Annotated in this window: 13 protein-coding genes; 8 read left to right on the plus strand and 5 right to left on the minus strand. The window is 72.4% G+C overall.

The window, feature by feature from the left end; genetic code table 11:
- Window positions 1-230: 230 nt before the first annotated feature.
- The 3 genes from AB5970_RS07375 (at window position 231) to AB5970_RS07385 (ending at window position 4,642) form a co-directional block, all read left to right on the plus strand.
- Window positions 231-2,309, plus strand: coding sequence for a (Fe-S)-binding protein (locus AB5970_RS07375; RefSeq protein WP_370503274.1), 2,079 nt, complete (start codon window positions 231-233; stop codon window positions 2,307-2,309).
- The gene (locus tag AB5970_RS07380; RefSeq protein ID WP_370503275.1) at window positions 2,306-2,749 is read left to right on the plus strand and encodes a pyridoxamine 5'-phosphate oxidase family protein; all 444 of its coding nucleotides are present in this window, start codon (window positions 2,306-2,308) and stop codon (window positions 2,747-2,749) included. Before AB5970_RS07375 ends, AB5970_RS07380 begins: the two co-directional genes overlap by 4 nt.
- A 120-nt stretch (window positions 2,750-2,869) precedes the next feature.
- Window positions 2,870-4,642, plus strand: coding sequence for an ABC transporter ATP-binding protein (locus AB5970_RS07385; RefSeq protein ID WP_370503276.1), 1,773 nt, complete (start codon window positions 2,870-2,872; stop codon window positions 4,640-4,642).
- A 3-nt stretch (window positions 4,643-4,645) separates the two neighbouring features.
- Here AB5970_RS07385 and AB5970_RS07390 read toward each other — a convergent pair whose 3' ends face one another.
- Both AB5970_RS07390 and AB5970_RS07395 read right to left on the minus strand, forming a co-directional pair.
- Window positions 4,646-5,911, minus strand: a complete 1,266-nt coding sequence (locus AB5970_RS07390; RefSeq protein ID WP_370503277.1) for a threonine/serine ThrE exporter family protein — start codon at window positions 5,909-5,911, stop codon at window positions 4,646-4,648.
- A 53-nt stretch (window positions 5,912-5,964) separates the two neighbouring features.
- Window positions 5,965-6,402: a MarR family winged helix-turn-helix transcriptional regulator gene (locus AB5970_RS07395; RefSeq protein ID WP_370503278.1), complete on the minus strand. Its 438-nt coding sequence runs from the start codon at window positions 6,400-6,402 to the stop codon at window positions 5,965-5,967.
- A 134-nt stretch (window positions 6,403-6,536) separates the two neighbouring features.
- Between AB5970_RS07395 and AB5970_RS07400 the strand changes: the two genes are divergently transcribed.
- The 4 genes from AB5970_RS07400 (at window position 6,537) to AB5970_RS07415 (ending at window position 10,285) form a co-directional block, all read left to right on the plus strand.
- Window positions 6,537-8,420 (plus strand): ABC transporter ATP-binding protein, encoded by a 1,884-nt coding sequence (locus tag AB5970_RS07400; protein ID WP_370503337.1) that lies wholly within the window; start codon window positions 6,537-6,539, stop codon window positions 8,418-8,420.
- On the plus strand, window positions 8,417-8,764 hold the full coding sequence (locus AB5970_RS07405) for a VOC family protein (protein WP_370503279.1): 348 nt from the start codon (window positions 8,417-8,419) through the stop codon (window positions 8,762-8,764). The genes AB5970_RS07400 and AB5970_RS07405 overlap by 4 nt, the downstream gene beginning before the upstream one ends.
- Window positions 8,765-8,846: 82 nt before the next feature.
- Window positions 8,847-9,464, plus strand: a complete 618-nt coding sequence (locus AB5970_RS07410; RefSeq protein WP_370503280.1) for a DinB family protein — start codon at window positions 8,847-8,849, stop codon at window positions 9,462-9,464.
- 5 nt (window positions 9,465-9,469) lie between these two features.
- Window positions 9,470-10,285, plus strand: a complete 816-nt coding sequence (locus AB5970_RS07415; RefSeq protein WP_370503281.1) for a hydrolase — start codon at window positions 9,470-9,472, stop codon at window positions 10,283-10,285.
- On the opposite strand, the gene AB5970_RS07420 is transcribed toward AB5970_RS07415, so the two are convergent.
- Genes AB5970_RS07420 through dcd form a run of 3 tightly spaced genes read right to left on the minus strand, consistent with a single transcriptional unit; the run spans window position 10,278 to window position 12,451 of the window.
- Complete coding sequence (locus AB5970_RS07420) at window positions 10,278-10,739, minus strand: NUDIX domain-containing protein (protein ID WP_370503282.1); 462 nt, start codon at window positions 10,737-10,739, stop codon at window positions 10,278-10,280. The two genes, AB5970_RS07415 and AB5970_RS07420, sit on opposite strands and share 8 nt — an antisense overlap.
- Window positions 10,736-11,872: a hypothetical protein gene (locus AB5970_RS07425; RefSeq protein WP_370503283.1), complete on the minus strand. Its 1,137-nt coding sequence runs from the start codon at window positions 11,870-11,872 to the stop codon at window positions 10,736-10,738. The genes AB5970_RS07420 and AB5970_RS07425 overlap by 4 nt, the downstream gene beginning before the upstream one ends.
- A gap of 3 nt (window positions 11,873-11,875) precedes the next feature.
- Window positions 11,876-12,451, minus strand: a complete 576-nt coding sequence (gene dcd / locus AB5970_RS07430; protein ID WP_370503284.1) for a dCTP deaminase — start codon at window positions 12,449-12,451, stop codon at window positions 11,876-11,878.
- A 263-nt stretch (window positions 12,452-12,714) separates the two neighbouring features.
- On the opposite strand from dcd, the gene AB5970_RS07435 reads away from it, so the two are divergent.
- Window positions 12,715-15,177, plus strand: a complete 2,463-nt coding sequence (locus AB5970_RS07435; protein WP_370503338.1) for a GH36-type glycosyl hydrolase domain-containing protein — start codon at window positions 12,715-12,717, stop codon at window positions 15,175-15,177.
- Window positions 15,178-15,197 lie beyond the last annotated feature (20 nt).

A 15,197-nucleotide genomic window follows, 5' to 3' on the forward strand; every position in this document is an offset into this window, starting at 1 on the left:
TAGGGCGGGTGGTCGGTCGGGTCGTTCGGGGTGGGTCTGTTGTGTGAGGCGCAGGTCCGAGCATGCGCGGCGGCCGTCGTCTGCGCCCCCGCGATGCACTGAAGATTTGGTCAAGACTCTACCAACCCGATTCCCACGCCTCTTCCCACGGGTGCCTGCGGTTCGTCACACCACCGACCGCGCGGTGGAAGTCCCGGGCCCGCGCGCATCCGCGCCGCTAGCGTGGCCGCGTGACCGTTCTGCAGGTGGTGTGCCTGGTCCTCGTGCTCGTCGCGACCGTCGTCGGAGTCGGGATCTTCGCGCGCGGGGCGGGCGCGATCGTGCGGACCGTCCGGATCGGGCGGCCCACCACCGGTCGGTGGCGGCCCGTGGGCCCGCGGCTGGCGACCCTGACGCGCGAGGTGCTGGGGCACGGACGGTTCCAGCACCGGCCCGTCGTCAAGGCGGCGCACTGGGTGGTCATGGTGTCGTTCGCGCTGCTGTTCCTCACGCTGGTCACCGGGTACGGGCAGGTGGTCGACCCGCACTTCGCGCTGCCCGTCATCGGCCACCTCCCACCGCTCGAGTGGGCCATCGAGGCGATCGCCTGGCTCTCGCTGGTCGGCATCCTCGCCCTGATCACCCTGCGGATCCGGCTCGGGTCGACCGACCGCGGCTCGCGGTTCTTCGGGTCGAACCAGGCCCAGGCGTTCTTCGTCGAGGCCACCGTGCTCGTGGTCGTGCTCTGCGTGCTCGTGCTGCGCGGCCTGGAGTACGCGCTCGGCTCGGCGAGCGCGTGGCACTTCCCGCTGACCGCCTGGTTCGGCGCGTCGTGGTCCGGGGTCGCGACGACGACGCTGGAGGCCGCGGTCGTCGTCGTCGCGACCGTGAAGATCGTCGTGTCGATGTCGTGGTTCGTGGTGGTCGGGCTGCAGCCGACCATGGGGGTCGCGTGGCACCGGTTCCTCGCGATCGTCAACGTGTACGCCCGCCGCGAGCCCACCGGCGGCGCCGCGCTGGGTCCGCTGCAGCCGCTGACGCTCGCCGGCGCGCCCGTCGACCTCGCCGCGCTCGAGGACCTGCCCGACGACGCCCGCCTCGGGGTCGGCGCCATCGAGGACTTCACGTGGAAGGGCCTGCTCGACTTCTCCACCTGCACCGAGTGCGGACGCTGCCAGGACCAGTGCCCGGCGTGGGCCACCGGCAAGCCGCTCTCGCCGAAGCTGGTGACGCTCGCGCTGCGCGACCACGCCGCGGCCACGGCGCCGTACCTGCAGGCGGGTTCCGAGAGCCACGCGGGCCTCGACCTGCTGGGCTCCGGCGTGATCGACCCCGACGCCCTGTGGGCCTGCACGACCTGCGGCGCGTGCGTGCAGCAGTGCCCGGTCGACATCGAGCACGTGGACGCGATCGTCGACATGCGGCGCTACCAGGTGCTCATGGAGTCGGCGTTCCCCAAGGAGCTGGGCGGCACGTTCAGCAAGCTGGAGCGGCAGGGCAACCCGTGGGGCCTGCCCGCCCGGAACCGGCTCAACTGGGCCAAGGGTCTCGAGTTCGACGTGCCGGTGGTCGGTGTCGACGTGGAGTCGGCGGCCGAGGTCGAGTACCTGTTCTGGGTCGGCTGCGCGGGTGCGTACGAGGACCGGGCGATCCGCACGACGAGGGCCGTCGCGGAGCTGCTGCACACGGCCGGCGTCGGCTTCGCCGTGCTGGGCGACGGGGAGTCCTGCACGGGCGACCCGGCGCGGCGGGCGGGCAATGAGCTGCTGTTCCAGATGCTCGCCAGCGCCAACGTCGAGACGCTGAACGAGGTCGGTGCCCAGCGGATCGTGGTGACCTGCGCGCACTGCTTCAACACCATCGCCCGCGAGTACCCGCAGCTGGGCGGCCGGTACGAGGTGGTCCACCACACCGAGCTGCTCAACACGCTGGTGGCGGACGGCCGGCTGACGCCCCTGGAGTCGACCGACGAGCGCACCGTGACCTACCACGACCCCTGCTACCTCGGCCGGCACAACCAGGTGTACGCCCCGCCGCGCGAGCTGCTCGGCGCGATCCCGGGCCTGCAGCTGACAGAGATGCCGCGGAACCGGGAGCAGTCGTTCTGCTGCGGCGCCGGCGGGGCGCGGGTGTGGATGGAGGAGTCGATCGGCACGCGCATCGGCACGGTCCGGGCCGACGAGGCGATCGCCACCGGCGCCGACGTCGTCGCGACCGCCTGCCCGTTCTGCACCGTCATGCTCTCCGACGGCGTCGCGGCGAGCCACGGCGTCGGGGTCCCCGAGGTCGCGGACATCGCCGTGCTCCTGCTCGACCGGGTGCGCGAGTGATCGGCCCGCGGAGCACCGAGCAGCGCCGGCAGGACGCCCTCTACCGGCTCGGCCACGACGTCGACGCGTGGGTGGCGACGACCGACACCGACACGGGCGCGCCCCGCCTGACCCCGCTGTCGTTCCTCTGGCACGACGACGCCCTGCTCTTCTCGACGACCGCGAGCAGCCCGACTGCCCGGAACCTGGCCGCCAACCCGAGCGTGCAGGTGGGCATCGGGCTGACCCGGGACGTCGTCCTGGTGCAGGGGGCCGTCGAGGTGCTGATCACCGTGCCGCAGCAGCTGGGCGACTCTTTCGCCGCCAAGGCCGGCTTCGACCCGCGCACGCTCTCGACCGCCTACCCGTACTTCCGGCTCACCCCACGCACCATCCAGGTGTGGCGCGAGGAGGACGAGCTGGCCGGCCGCTGGGTCATGCGGGACGGCACCTGGCTCTAGGGGCCCCGCCGCCTTCGCGTGAAGAGTCCGTTGCGCTCAGCGCAACGATGTCTTCACGCGAGCCATCCCGATGACGGAATGCGCTATCCGTCCGCGCCTCCGGATGTCACGATGGAGCCCGTGACCGACAGCGCCCCCACGAGCCTCGCGGTCGTCGACATCGACGGCGCCCACCCGGTCCGGTCGGTGTTCCGGCTGCTCGGCGCCCACCGCCGCCGCGTGCTGACGGCCGTCGCGTTCTTCACCATGAAGGACGTCCCGCTCTGGCTCATGCCGGTGATCACCGGCAAGGTGATCGACGTCGTCGTCGCCGGCGGCCCGACCAGCGAGCTGTGGCTCTGGGCGGCCGTCGCGGTCGCCGCGCTGCTGCAGAACTACCCCAACCACGTGCAGTGGACCAAGCTCTTCATGGGCGCGGTGCGGCAGATCGGCGCCGACCTGCGCAACGGGCTGACCGCTCGGCTGCAGAGCCTCTCGATCGGCTTCCACAGCAGGGTCAGCGCCTCGATCGTGCAGACCAAGGTGGTGCGCGACGTCGAGAACGTCGAGGTGATGCTGCAGCAGATCGCCCACCCGCTGCTCTCCGCGACGATGGTCATGCTCGGCGCCATCGTGATGACCGCGATCGCCGTGCCCGAGTTCCTGCCGGTCTACGCGCTGACCATCCCGCTCGCGGTCCTGCTGCGGACGGTGCTGGCGCAGCGCTCCCGCGAGCGCAACGAGTCGTTCCGGCGCGAGGTCGAACTCTTCTCGGCGCGCGTCGGCGAGATGGCCACGCTCATGCCGATCACCCGCGCGCACGGCCTGGAGGCCACCGCCGAGGAGCGCGTGGCCGTCGGCGCGGAGGGCGTCCGGTCCGCCGGCTACCGGCTCGACGTGCTCAACGGCCGGTTCGCGTCGCTCAGCTGGGTCAGCCTGCAGCTGCTCGGGGTGCTCTGCCTGGTGCTCGCCGCGTGGATGTCGATCACGGGCGTCATCGCGATCACGGCCGGCCAGGTGGTGCTGCTCAGCTCGTACTTCGCGCTGATCACCGGCGCCGTGACCAACCTGCTGATGCTCCTGCCGATCGGCGCCAAGGGCCTCGAGTCGGTGCGGTCCATCGCCGAGGTCATGCAGGAGCCGGACCTCGAGGAGAACGCCGGCAAGCGGCGGGTCGAGCGCGTCGAGGGCCGGCTGACGCTCGAGCACGTGCACTTCCGGTACCCGGACGCGGGCACCGACGCGCTGGACGGCATCGACCTGACCATCGAGGCGGGGCAGACGGTCGCGTTCGTCGGGCCGTCGGGCTCGGGCAAGTCGACCGTGCTGAACCTGGCCCTCGGGTTCCTGCGGCCCACCGGCGGGCGGCTGCTGCTGGACGGCGTCGACACCGCTCTGCTCGACCTGCGCACGGTGCGGCGGCACGTCTCGGTGGTGCCGCAGGAGTCCGTGCTGTTCGAGGGGTCCATCCGCGACAACGTGGCCTACGGCCTGCCGCGCGTGTCCGACGAGCGCGTGCGCGCGGCCCTCATCGATGCCAACGCGGCCGAGATCGTCGACGCCCTGCCCGACGGCTGGGACACCGTGGTCGGGGAACGCGGCGCCCGGCTGTCCGGCGGGCAGCGCCAGCGCATCGCGATCGCCCGGGCGCTGGTGCGCGACCCGCGCATCCTGCTCCTCGACGAGGCGACGTCCGCCCTGGACCCGGAGTCCGAGGCGGCCGTCAAGGAGGCGCTCGCGCGGCTCATGCGCGGCCGGACCACCCTCGTCGTCGCCCACCGCCTGTCGACCATCCGCTCCGCCGACCGGATCGTCGTGCTCGACGACGCCCGCGTGGTGGAGGTGGGCACGCACGACGACCTGCTCGCCGCCGACGGCCGGTACGCCCGGCTGCAGCGCGCGCAGCAGGTGTGAGGCTCAGCGCTCGTACGCCCACGTGCGGTCGGTGAGCATGCGAGCGATGGCCAGCCCGATGGCCAGCGCCGCGACCACCAGCGCGGCCTGCACCCCGGAGGACAGCGCCTCGACGGTCTCCCCGTTCGAGATGTGGAAGACCGCCCGGTAGGCGAGCACGCCCGGCACCATGATCGTGACCGCCGGGACGTAGACCGTGATCCGCGGGACGTCGAGCCGCGGCGCGACGACGGCGGCGAGCAACCCGACCACCAGGGCGGCCGTCGCGGCGGCCGCCTGCGGGGGCACCCCGCCCTCGACCAGGGCGATCCGCGGCACGTTGGCCACCATGCCGATGACGGCCGCCGCCAGGGCGATGCGCCAGGGGCTGTTGAACATGAGGGCGAAGCCGAGCACCCCGAGGAAGCTGGCGACGAAGCGCAGCGTGAGCAGCAGGCCGGGGTCGAGGGCGGTCCGCGGCGCCGGGTCCGGGCTGAGGCCGACGACGAGCGACAGCGCCCAGACGGCGAGCGCGGCGGACGTGAGGATCATGAGCGCGTACGCCAGGCGCGCGACGCCCGCGGAGAAGTCCAGCTTGGCCAGGTCGAGGAAGCCCGTCACCAGCGGGAACCCGGGGATGAGGAAGAGGACGGCCGAGATGTACCCCGCCTCGTGACCACCGCCCGTGGCGCCCGTCGCCTGCAGCAGCCCGACCAGCCCGACGTAGGCCAGGCACGCCACGGTGGCGCTGAGCATGGTGACGCCGAACTGGTTGAAGCCCCGGTGGAGCATCGAGCGCCGCAGCGCCTGGCCCAGGAACGCGCCGACGAACACGCCGACGACCTCGACCACCCCGCCGCTGTTGAGGAACGAGAACGCGGCACACGCGAGCGCGGCCCATAGAGCGTTGAGCACCACGGGGTAGAGCGGTGGCTTGGCGGCGATGCGGTCCAGCTCGGCGGTGACGTCCTCGACCGTCGCCTGCCCGGCCGCGTCGAGGCGGCCCGCCAGGTGCTCCAGCCCCGCGAGCCGGTCGACGTTCACGCCGATCGTGCGCACCTCGGCCACCTCGGTGCGGAAGCTGGGCCCGCGGTGCGAGGTGGTGGTGATCTCCGTCAGGGTCACGTGCGCCTCGTGCCGGTCGATGCCGAGCGCGTGCGCCACGCGCAGCATCGACGCCTTGACCCGGTACGAGCCGGTGCCGGCCGACAGGCTGAGCCGACCGACCCGCAGCACGACGCCCGAGCGCCGGATCAGCTCGAGCTCGTCGTCGTCCGGGGTCGTGGGCACGGACCCATGATGACGGGTGCGGGCGCGCCCCGGCGGGCCGATCGTCCTGCCGGCTACGCGTCCGTCGCCGGCCCGTCGCCCACCACGCGCAGCAGCCGCAGCAGCTCCGCCTGCTCGGCGGGCGACAGCCGTCCCAGCCGCTGCGCGGCCCCCTCGTGCCGCTGCGCGGAGATCGCGGCGAGCAGCGCACGGCCCTCGGGCGTGAGCTCCAGCAGCGTCGCGCGCCGGTCGGTGGGGTCGGGCAGCCGCCGGACCAACCCGTGCTGCTCGGCCAGGTCCACCTTCGACGTCACCGACCGCGGCGCCACGTCCAGCGCTGCGGCGAGCTCGCCCAGCCGGCGCGGCCCGTCGCAGCGCTCGAGCGTGCGCAGCAGCCGCAGCTGCCCGGGCGTGGTGCCCTGGAGCTCAAGCCGGGCCGCGGCATCGCGCCGCACGCCCCGGAGCACCCCGTAGAGCAGCTCCAGCAGCTCGCCCGATGCCTCGTCGTCCACGGCGCAGAGGCTACCCCATCTTGTGAACCAGGCACATAGTGAGTTAACCTCAGCATCGCACCGGGCAGGGAATCGGCCGCCACCGTGGCCAGTTGTCCAGGTGATCCCCAGAACCAGGAGGTGGGCCCGTGTCGATGGCCACCGGCAGCCCCAACATGCGCAGCTTCGCCAAGGACCGCACGGTCGCGGACCACAAGCTCACGCGCGACACCCTCAAGCGCATCCTCACGTTCGCGCGCCCGTACCGGGCGAAGCTGGCGGTCTTCGTGGTCCTCATCGCCCTCGAGGCGGCTGCGGGCGCGGTCACCCCGCTGCTGTTCAAGACCCTCATCGACGACGGCATCACCCCGGGCGACACCCGCGTCGTGCTCGGCATCGCGGCCGTGGTGGCCGTGCTCGCGATCGTCGGCGCCGGCCTGTCCGTGGCCGACCGCTGGGTCTCGGCGCAGGTGGGCGAGGGACTGATCCTCGACCTGCGGACCGCCGTGTTCGACCACGTGCAGCGCATGCCGCTCGCGTTCTTCAGCCGCGCCAAGACCGGTGCGCTGGTGCAGCGGCTCAACGGCGACGTGCTGGGCGCCCAGCAGGCGTTCACGTCGACGTTGCAGAACGTGGTGAGCAACTCGCTGACCATCGTGTTCGTGCTCGCCGCGATGCTGAGCATGTCGTGGCAGCTGACCCTGCTCTCCCTGGTCCTGCTGCCGGCGTTCATCTTCCCCGCCCGCTGGTTCGGCAAGAAGATCGCGGCCATCACGCGGGAGAGCTACCAGCTCAACGCCGACGCCGCGCAGATCATGAACGAGCGGTTCAACGTGGCCGGCGCCCACCTGGTGAAGATCTTCGGCGACCCCGAGCGCGAGTCCACCGGCTACGCCGAGCAGGTGGGCCGGGTCCGCGACATCGGCGTCACGCGCGCCCTGTACTCCACATGGTTCCGCGTCGGGCTGACCACGCTCGCGTCCGTCGCCGTCGCCATCGTCTACGGCCTCGGCGGGGTCATGGCGATCCGCGGCCAGCTGACGGTCGGCGTCGTGGTCGCCCTCACCGCCTACCTCGGCCGCCTGTACGGGCCGCTCACGGCGATGTCGAACGTCCAGGTCGACGTCATGACCGCGCTGGTCAGCTTCGAGCGCGTGCTGGAGGTCCTGGACCTCGAGCCCACGGTCGCGGAGAAGCCCGACGCGCACGACCTTCGCGACGACGTCGCCCGCCACGGCGCGAGCGTCGAGCTCGACGCGGTCGGCTTCCGCTACCCAGGTGCCGACGAGGTCTCGCTGGCGTCCCTCGAGTCGCTGGCCACCCTGCGCCACGAGCCCATCGAGGACACGCTGCGCGACGTCAGCTTCTCGGTACCGGCCGGCCACATGGTCGCGCTCGTCGGCCACTCGGGCGCGGGCAAGACGACGATCTCTCAGCTGGTCACGCGCATGTACGACCCGACGCGCGGCGCGGTGCGGATCGCCGGCGCCGACCTGCGGGACGTCACCCACGCCTCGCTGCGCGCCACGGTCGGCGTCGTGAGCCAGGAGGCCCACCTCTTCCACGACACCATCGCGGAGAACCTGCGCTACGCGCGGCCCGAGGCCACCGACGCGGACATCGAGCGCGCGCTGCGCCAGGCCCACATCGCGGACCTCGTCGCCAGCCTGCCCGACGGCATCCACACCGTGGTCGGCGACCGCGGCTACCGGCTGTCGGGCGGGGAGCGGCAGCGCCTCGCGATCGCCCGCCTGCTGCTCAAGGCCCCCGACGTCGTGGTGCTCGACGAGGCGACGGCCCACCTCGACTCCGAGTCGGAGTCCGCGGTGCAGGCGGCGCTCGACGAGGCCCTCACCGGCCGCACGAGCATCGTGATCGCCCACCGCCTGTCCACCATCCGGCAGGCCGACTCGATCGTCGTGATCGAGGCCGGCCGCGTGGTCGACCAGGGCACGCACGCGGAGCTGCTCGCCCGCGGCGGCGTGTACGCCGAGCTGTACCGCACGCAGTTCGAGGAGACCACTACCGTCGCCGCATGATCGGACGCATCGACGAGGTGGTCTTCGACTGCGCGAACCCGCCGGCGCTCGCGCGCTTCTGGGCGGACGTGCTGGGCGGCGAGCCCGCCGGCCGGGACGACGACTGGCACTACGTCGACCCGCCCGGGTGGACCCGCGTGGCCTTCCAGCGCGTGCCCGAGGGCAAGGCGGTCAAGAACCGCGTGCACCTCGACGTCGAGGTCGCGGACATCGCCCTGGCCACGGCGCAGGCCGAGGCCCTGGGGGCGACGCGGCTGGGCGACGTGCACGCCGACACGGCCGGCTCGTTCCAGGTGCTGCTCGACCCCGAGGGCAACGAGTGGTGCGTGGTGAAGCCCGCGTAGGGCTGCGCACCGCGGCGGACGGCAGGGCCGGCGGCTCGTGAATTCTGTTGCGCCGACCGCCACCGAGGGGAACGGTCGGGGGATGCCCGTCCCCCCACGCCTGGCTCCCCTGCTGGCCGAGTACGACTTCGCCGGCACCCGCCTGCTGCAGCGCCTCACCGGCCCGACCGTGGACAGCGGCGACGGCCTGCAGGTCGAGGTCCCGCCGCTCACCGACGCCGAGCTCCTCTGGGAGCCGGTCCCCGGCGCCTGGACCATCCGGCGGCAGTCGGACGGGCCGGGCGGGCTCGGCGCGACACGCCTCGTGGGGTCGGGCGAGTGGGGGCACGACGGGGGCCGCCCCCACCCGTGGCCGCCGCCCGTCACCAGCATCGGCTGGCGCATCAACCACGTGGCCAAGACGCTGGCCGGCCGGGCCGACCACACCGACGGCACCCACACCCACATGGAGGCGGCCGACGAGCCGCAGGGCACGGCCGCGGGCGCCGTCGCGGGCCTCACCGCGGCGATCGCGGCGTGGCGCGCGACGCTGCTGGGCGCCGACGACGCCGCGCTCGACACGGTCGGCTACAGCACCTACCCGAACGGGTCGGACGCCGAGGAGACGTTCCTCGACGTCGTCTGGTGGATGAACCAGGAGGTCGTCCACCACGGCGCCGAGATCGCCCTCCTCAGGGACCTCTACCTCCGGCTAGCGTGACGCGCATGTCCTTCTGGATCTGCGCCACGTGCGCCGTCGAGAGTGCCGACCAGCTCGACGTCTGCCCGATCTGTGACGACGAGCGCCAGTGGGTCCCCGCCGCCGGGCAGCGCTGGACCACGCTCGAGGAGCTGCGCTCGGAGGGGTACCGGGCCTCGATCGAGCTGCTCGAGCCCGACCTGTTCGCGGTCAGCAGCACCCCCGGCGCCGGCATCGGGCAGCAGTCGAAGCTGCTGGTGACGGCGCAGGGCAGCCTGCTGTGGGACCCCATCGGCTTCCTCGACGACGACGTCGTCGAGGCCATCACGGCACTGGGGCCCGTGCGCTACGTCGCCGCCAGCCACCCCCACATGTTCGGCGTCCAGGTGGAGTGGAGCCGCGCGCTGGGCGGGGCGCAGGTGCTGGTGGCCGAGGCCGACGCCCGCTGGGTCAACCGGCCCGACCCGGCCATCCGCACCTGGTCGGGGTCGCTCGACGTGCTGCCCGGCGTGACGCTGAGCCAGCCCGGCGGCCACTTCCCCGGCAGCGCGATCGCGCACTGGTCGGGCGGCGCCGACGGTCGCGGCGTGGTTCTCGCCGGCGACACGGTCTTCGCCAACCCGGACCGCAGGTCGGTCGCCTTCATGCGCAGCTACCCGAACCACCTGCCGCTGTCCGGCGCGGTCGCCCGCCGCGTCGCCGACCACCTCGACACGCTCGAGTTCGACCGGCTCTACGGCAACTTCGCGAACGTCATCGCCGAGGACGCCAAGGGGGTGGTCCGCCGCTCCGCCGACCGCCACATCGGCTGGGTCGACGGCGCGTTCGACCACCTCACCTGAGCGCGTCCTCCAGCCGGTCGACGAACGCCGCCTGAGCCGTCACGACGAGCCGCCGCGCCTCGTCGGGCGCGAACCAGCCGGCCCGGTCCAGCTCGGGCACCAGCAGCGTCCGCCCGGACCGCGGCGGCCAGGCGATCTCCACCAGGTTGCTCGCGACGGTCGACACGTCGAGGTCCCCCTCGACCGCCCACGCCGTCACCACCTTGCCGCCGCTCTGCGTCACGTCGCCGAGCGGGAGGGGCGCCGACGAGGGCGCCGGCGTCCCGAGCTCCTCGGCGAACTCCCGCACGGCGGTGGTCCACGGGTCCTCGCCAGGGGCGGGCTCGCCCTTCGGGATCGTCCACGCGCCCGCGTCCTTGCGCGCCCAGAACGGCCCGCCCATGTGCCCGAGCAGCACCTCGAGCCCCGCCGACCGCCGGAACAGCAGGATCCCGGCGCTGGTCCGCACGCTCACACGTCCTCGGGGTCGACCAGGAAGTCGGCCTCGTCGGCGATCTCGCCACCGATCGCCCCGTGCACGGCCCGCGCGACGGACTGCACGAGCGGGGCGGCGCGGGACCGGGCGACGCGGTGCTCGAACGACGGCCGCTCGGCCTCGAGCTCCTCGATGAACGGGGGCTCCCAGTGCACGCGGTACGCGACGACGCCGTTCGCCGTCCACGGCAGGGTGCGCATCAGGGGCGGCAGCGTGGTCTCGGCGCCGGCCTCGACCGAGAGCGTCCCGTCGTGGCCCAGGTCGACCAGCACCCCGTACGCCTCGGGCACCGGCGGCACGGCGATCATGAGCTCGTCGTAGGCCGCGGCCTCGTCCAGGAGCCGCTGCCGCTCGGCCTCGTCCTCGACGCCGTGCTGCTCCAGGGCGGCCGACAGCCCGCGCCCGCCGGCCTCGGCCACCCAGCCCGGCCGCCCGCCCGCGTCGCGGCCCACGCCGGGCTGCGGGCCGGTCCACGTGCCGGTCGGCTCGCTGAGCCGGGCGCGCGGCAGGACCGACTGGACCACGGCGAGCGCCTCGTCGGGCTCCAGCCACGAGTCCGAGAGCACGGTGAGGTCGATCGCGCTGTCGACGTCGGGGGTCAGCACGGTGCCGTGCTCGCCGGTCCGCACGGAGCCGCCCAGCCGGCGCGCCGCGGCGACCAGCCACTGCAGCACGCGCTCCTCCTCGCGGATCGGCATGCCCTCGGGGAACGCGCGCTTGAGGCCGTCACGGTCGCCGCCCGGGTACGGCTTCTCGCCGCGCTCGCGGGGGCAGGCCAGCACGTAGGCCAAGGTCGACGTGGCCGGCAGGCCGAGGCTCACCGCGTCGTCGGCCTCGACCCGGTACGGGCCGGTCAGCGTCGACAGCCGTGCGAGGCGCAGAGCGCGGGCCGGGGCGACGGACGACCCGACGGCCCGGATGCCCAGCGCCGCCGTCATCGGCCCCATGATCCCGCGGGGCTGCGGCAGCTCGCCGTCCTCCCAGCGCGCCTGGGCGAAGCGGCTGATCGCCAGCACCTCGACCTCGTCGGGACCCACGTCCTCCGGCAGCGCCAGCAGGTGGCGGCGGCGGATCGTCGGGTCCTCGGCCCGGAGACGAGGCAGGCTCGCCATGGCTCAGACGTCCGTCCGGTGGAAGTTCTGCCACGACCGCGACGCCGTCGGCCCGCGCTGGCCCTGGTACCGCGAGCCGTACTCCGACGACCCGTACGGGTGCTCGGACGCCGACGACAGCCGGAAGAAGCACATCTGGCCGATCTTCATGCCGGGCCAGAGCAGGATGGGCAGGGTCGCGACGTTGGACAGCTCGAGCGTCACGTGCCCGGAGAAGCCCGGGTCGATGAAGCCCGCGGTTGAGTGCGTGAGCAGGCCGAGGCGCCCGAGCGACGACTTGCCCTCGAGCCGCGCGGCGATGTCGTCGGGAAGCGTCACGGCCTCGTACGTCGAGCCCAGGACGAACTCGCCGGGGTGCAGCACGAACGACTCGCCGGCCCCGACCTCGACCAGGCGCGTCAGCTCGGGCTGGTCCACCGACGGGTCGATGAACGGGTACTTGTGGTTGTCGAACAACCGGAAGTACCGGTCGAGCCGCACGTCGATGCTGGAGGGCTGGAGCATGGCCGGCTCGTACGGGTCGAGGGCCACGCGGCCCGACTCGAGCTCGGCCCTGATGTCACGGTCGGAGAGCAGCACGGGGGCCACGGTAGTCCGGTTCGCACGGTCCCCCGGGCAGGTCCGGGTCGTGGACCGGCAGGTGCTCGGACGAGCGTTTTCGCGCCGACGACCCCCGGCCCGTTCCACCATCCGATCCTGGCGGCTATGCTCTCGTCCGAGAGATGCGTGGGAGCGCTCTCGCACACTGATATCGCGCCTTGGTCACGACGCGCCGACCGCACTGCAGCGGGAGGATGTCGGGAGGAGCAGGCGCCACTGCCGAGCACTCGAGGGGCAAGTCCATGCAGTACGGCCATTTTGACGACGAGGCACGCGAGTACGTCATCGAGACGCCTCACACGCCTTATCCGTGGATCAACTACCTCGGGTCCGAGCAGTTCTTCTCGCTGATCTCGCACCAGTCCGGCGGGTACTCGTTCTACCGCGACGCCAAGATGCGCCGCCTGACGCGGTACCGCTACAACAACATCCCCGCGGACGCGGGCGGCCGGTACTTCTACGTGAACGACGGCGGCGACGTGTGGACCCCGTCGTGGCTGCCGGTCAAGGCGGACCTCGACCACTTCGAGACCCGCCACGGCCTCGGCTACACGCGCATCACGGGCGAGCGCCGCGGGATCTCCGTCGAGACGTTGTTCTTCGTGCCGATCGGCGAGACCGCCGAGATCCAGAAGGTCACGGTCACCAACACCTCGGACGCCACGAAGACGATCTCGCTCTTCTCGTTCGTCGAGTTCTGCCTCTGGAACGCGCAGGACGACCAGACCAACTACCAGCGCAACCTGTCGATCGGCGAGGTCGAGGTCGAGCAGGACGGGCCGTACGGGTCCGCCGTGTTCCACAAGACCGAGTACCGCGAGCGCCGCGACCACTACGCCGTCTACGGCGTGAACACGCACGCGACCGGCTTCGACACGGACCGCGACACGTTCGTCGGCGCCTACAACGGCCTGGGCGAGGCGGCCGTCCCCCGTTCCGGCGCCTCGGCGAACTCCGTGGCCTCCGGCTGGTACCCCATCGGCTCGCACTCGGTCGAGCTGACGCTGGAGCCGGGCGAGTCCCGCGCGCTGACCTACGTGCTCGGCTACATCGAGAACCCGGACGAGCAGAAGTGGGCCGACGACGCCCACCAGGTCATCAACAAGGAGCCGGCGCACGCGCTGCTGGGCCGCTTCGCGACGACCGAGCAGACCGACGCCGCCTTCGAGCAGCTGCGCGCGCACTGGACCGGCCTGCTGTCGACGTACTCGGTGAAGAGCGACGACGAGAAGCTCGACCGGATGGTCAACATCTGGAACCAGTACCAGTGCATGGTCACGTTCAACATGTCGCGCTCGGCCTCGTTCTTCGAGACCGGCATCGGCCGCGGCATGGGCTTCCGCGACTCCAACCAGGACCTGCTGGGCTTCGTGCACCTCATCCCCGAGCGGGCGCGCGAGCGGATCATCGACATCGCCTCGACGCAGTTCGAGGACGGCTCGGCGTACCACCAGTACCAGCCGCTGACCAAGCGCGGGAACAACGACATCGGCTCCGGCTTCAACGACGACCCGCTGTGGCTCATCGCCGGCGTGGCCGCGTACGTCAAGGAGACCGGGGACGTCGGGATCCTCGACGAGCCCGTGCCGTTCGACAACGAGCCCGGCTCCGAGGTGCCGCTGTTCGAGCACCTGGTCCGCTCGTTCCAGTTCACGGTCGACAACCGCGGCCCCCACGGCTTGCCGCTCATCGGCCGCGCCGACTGGAACGACTGCCTCAACCTCAACTGCTTCTCGACCACGCCGGGCGAGTCGTTCCAGACGACGGAGAACCAGGCCGGCGGGCACGCCGAGTCGGTGTTCATCGCCGCGCAGTTCGTGCTCTACGGCGCCGAGTTCGCCGAGCTCGCGTCGCGTCGCGGCCTCCCGGAGGTCGCGTCGCAGGCCCGCAAGGTGGTCGACGAGGTCCGCGAGGCCGTCCTCGAGCACGGCTGGGACGGCGAGTGGTTCCTGCGCGCGTACGACTTCTACGGCAACCCCGTGGGCACCGACGCCAAGCCCGAGGGCAAGATCTGGATCGAGCCGCAGGGCTTCGCCGTCATGGCGGGAATCGGGGTCGACGGGCTCTCGCAGGACTCCCCGGCCATCAAGGCGCTCGACTCCGTCGGCGAGATGCTCGGCACCCCGCACGGCCTGGTGCTCCAGTACCCCGCGTACACCACGTACCAGATCGAGCTCGGCGAGGTCTCCACCTACCCGCCCGGGTACAAGGAGAACGGCGGCATCTTCTGCCACAACAACCCGTGGGTGATCATCGGCGAGACCGTGGTGGGCCGCGGCGCCAAGGCGTTCGACTACTACAAGCGGATCACGCCGGCGTACCGCGAGGCGATCTCGGACACGCACAAGCTCGAGCCGTACGTGTACGCGCAGATGATCGCGGGCAAGGAGGCGTCGCGCGCCGGTGAGGCCAAGAACTCGTGGCTGACCGGCACGGCGGCGTGGAACTTCGTCGCGGTGTCGCAGTACCTGCTCGGCGTGCGCCCGGACTACGACGGCCTCGTGGTCGACCCGCAGATCGGCCCGGACGTCCCGTCGTTCACGGTGACGCGCGTCGCCCGCGGCGCCACGTACGAGATCCACGTGACCAACTCCGGCACCGAGGGCGCCCGCGGGCGCCTGACCGTCGACGGCGCGCCGGTCGAGGGCAACCTCGTCCCGTACGCCGCCCCGGGTCAGGTCGTCCGGGTCGAGGTCACCGTCTGACCCCGCCCGGGGTTGCGACG

The organism is Cellulomonas sp. ICMP 17802 (assembly GCF_041295535.1).
GTDB lineage: Bacteria > Actinomycetota > Actinomycetes > Actinomycetales > Cellulomonadaceae > Cellulomonas.

Excerpts from the sequence above, each read along its gene's own strand:
- AB5970_RS07400 (WP_370503337.1), top strand. The coding sequence starts at position 6,537 with ATGGCCACCGGCAGCCCCAACATGCGCAGCTTCGCCAAGGACCGCACG.
- AB5970_RS07405 (WP_370503279.1), top strand. The coding sequence starts at position 8,417 with ATGATCGGACGCATCGACGAGGTGGTCTTCGACTGCGCGAACCCGCCG.
- AB5970_RS07410 (WP_370503280.1), top strand. The coding sequence starts at position 8,847 with ATGCCCGTCCCCCCACGCCTGGCTCCCCTGCTGGCCGAGTACGACTTC.
- AB5970_RS07415 (WP_370503281.1), top strand. The coding sequence starts at position 9,470 with ATGTCCTTCTGGATCTGCGCCACGTGCGCCGTCGAGAGTGCCGACCAG.
- AB5970_RS07425 (WP_370503283.1), bottom strand. The coding sequence starts at position 11,872 with ATGGCGAGCCTGCCTCGTCTCCGGGCCGAGGACCCGACGATCCGCCGC.
- AB5970_RS07435 (WP_370503338.1), top strand. The coding sequence starts at position 12,715 with ATGCAGTACGGCCATTTTGACGACGAGGCACGCGAGTACGTCATCGAG.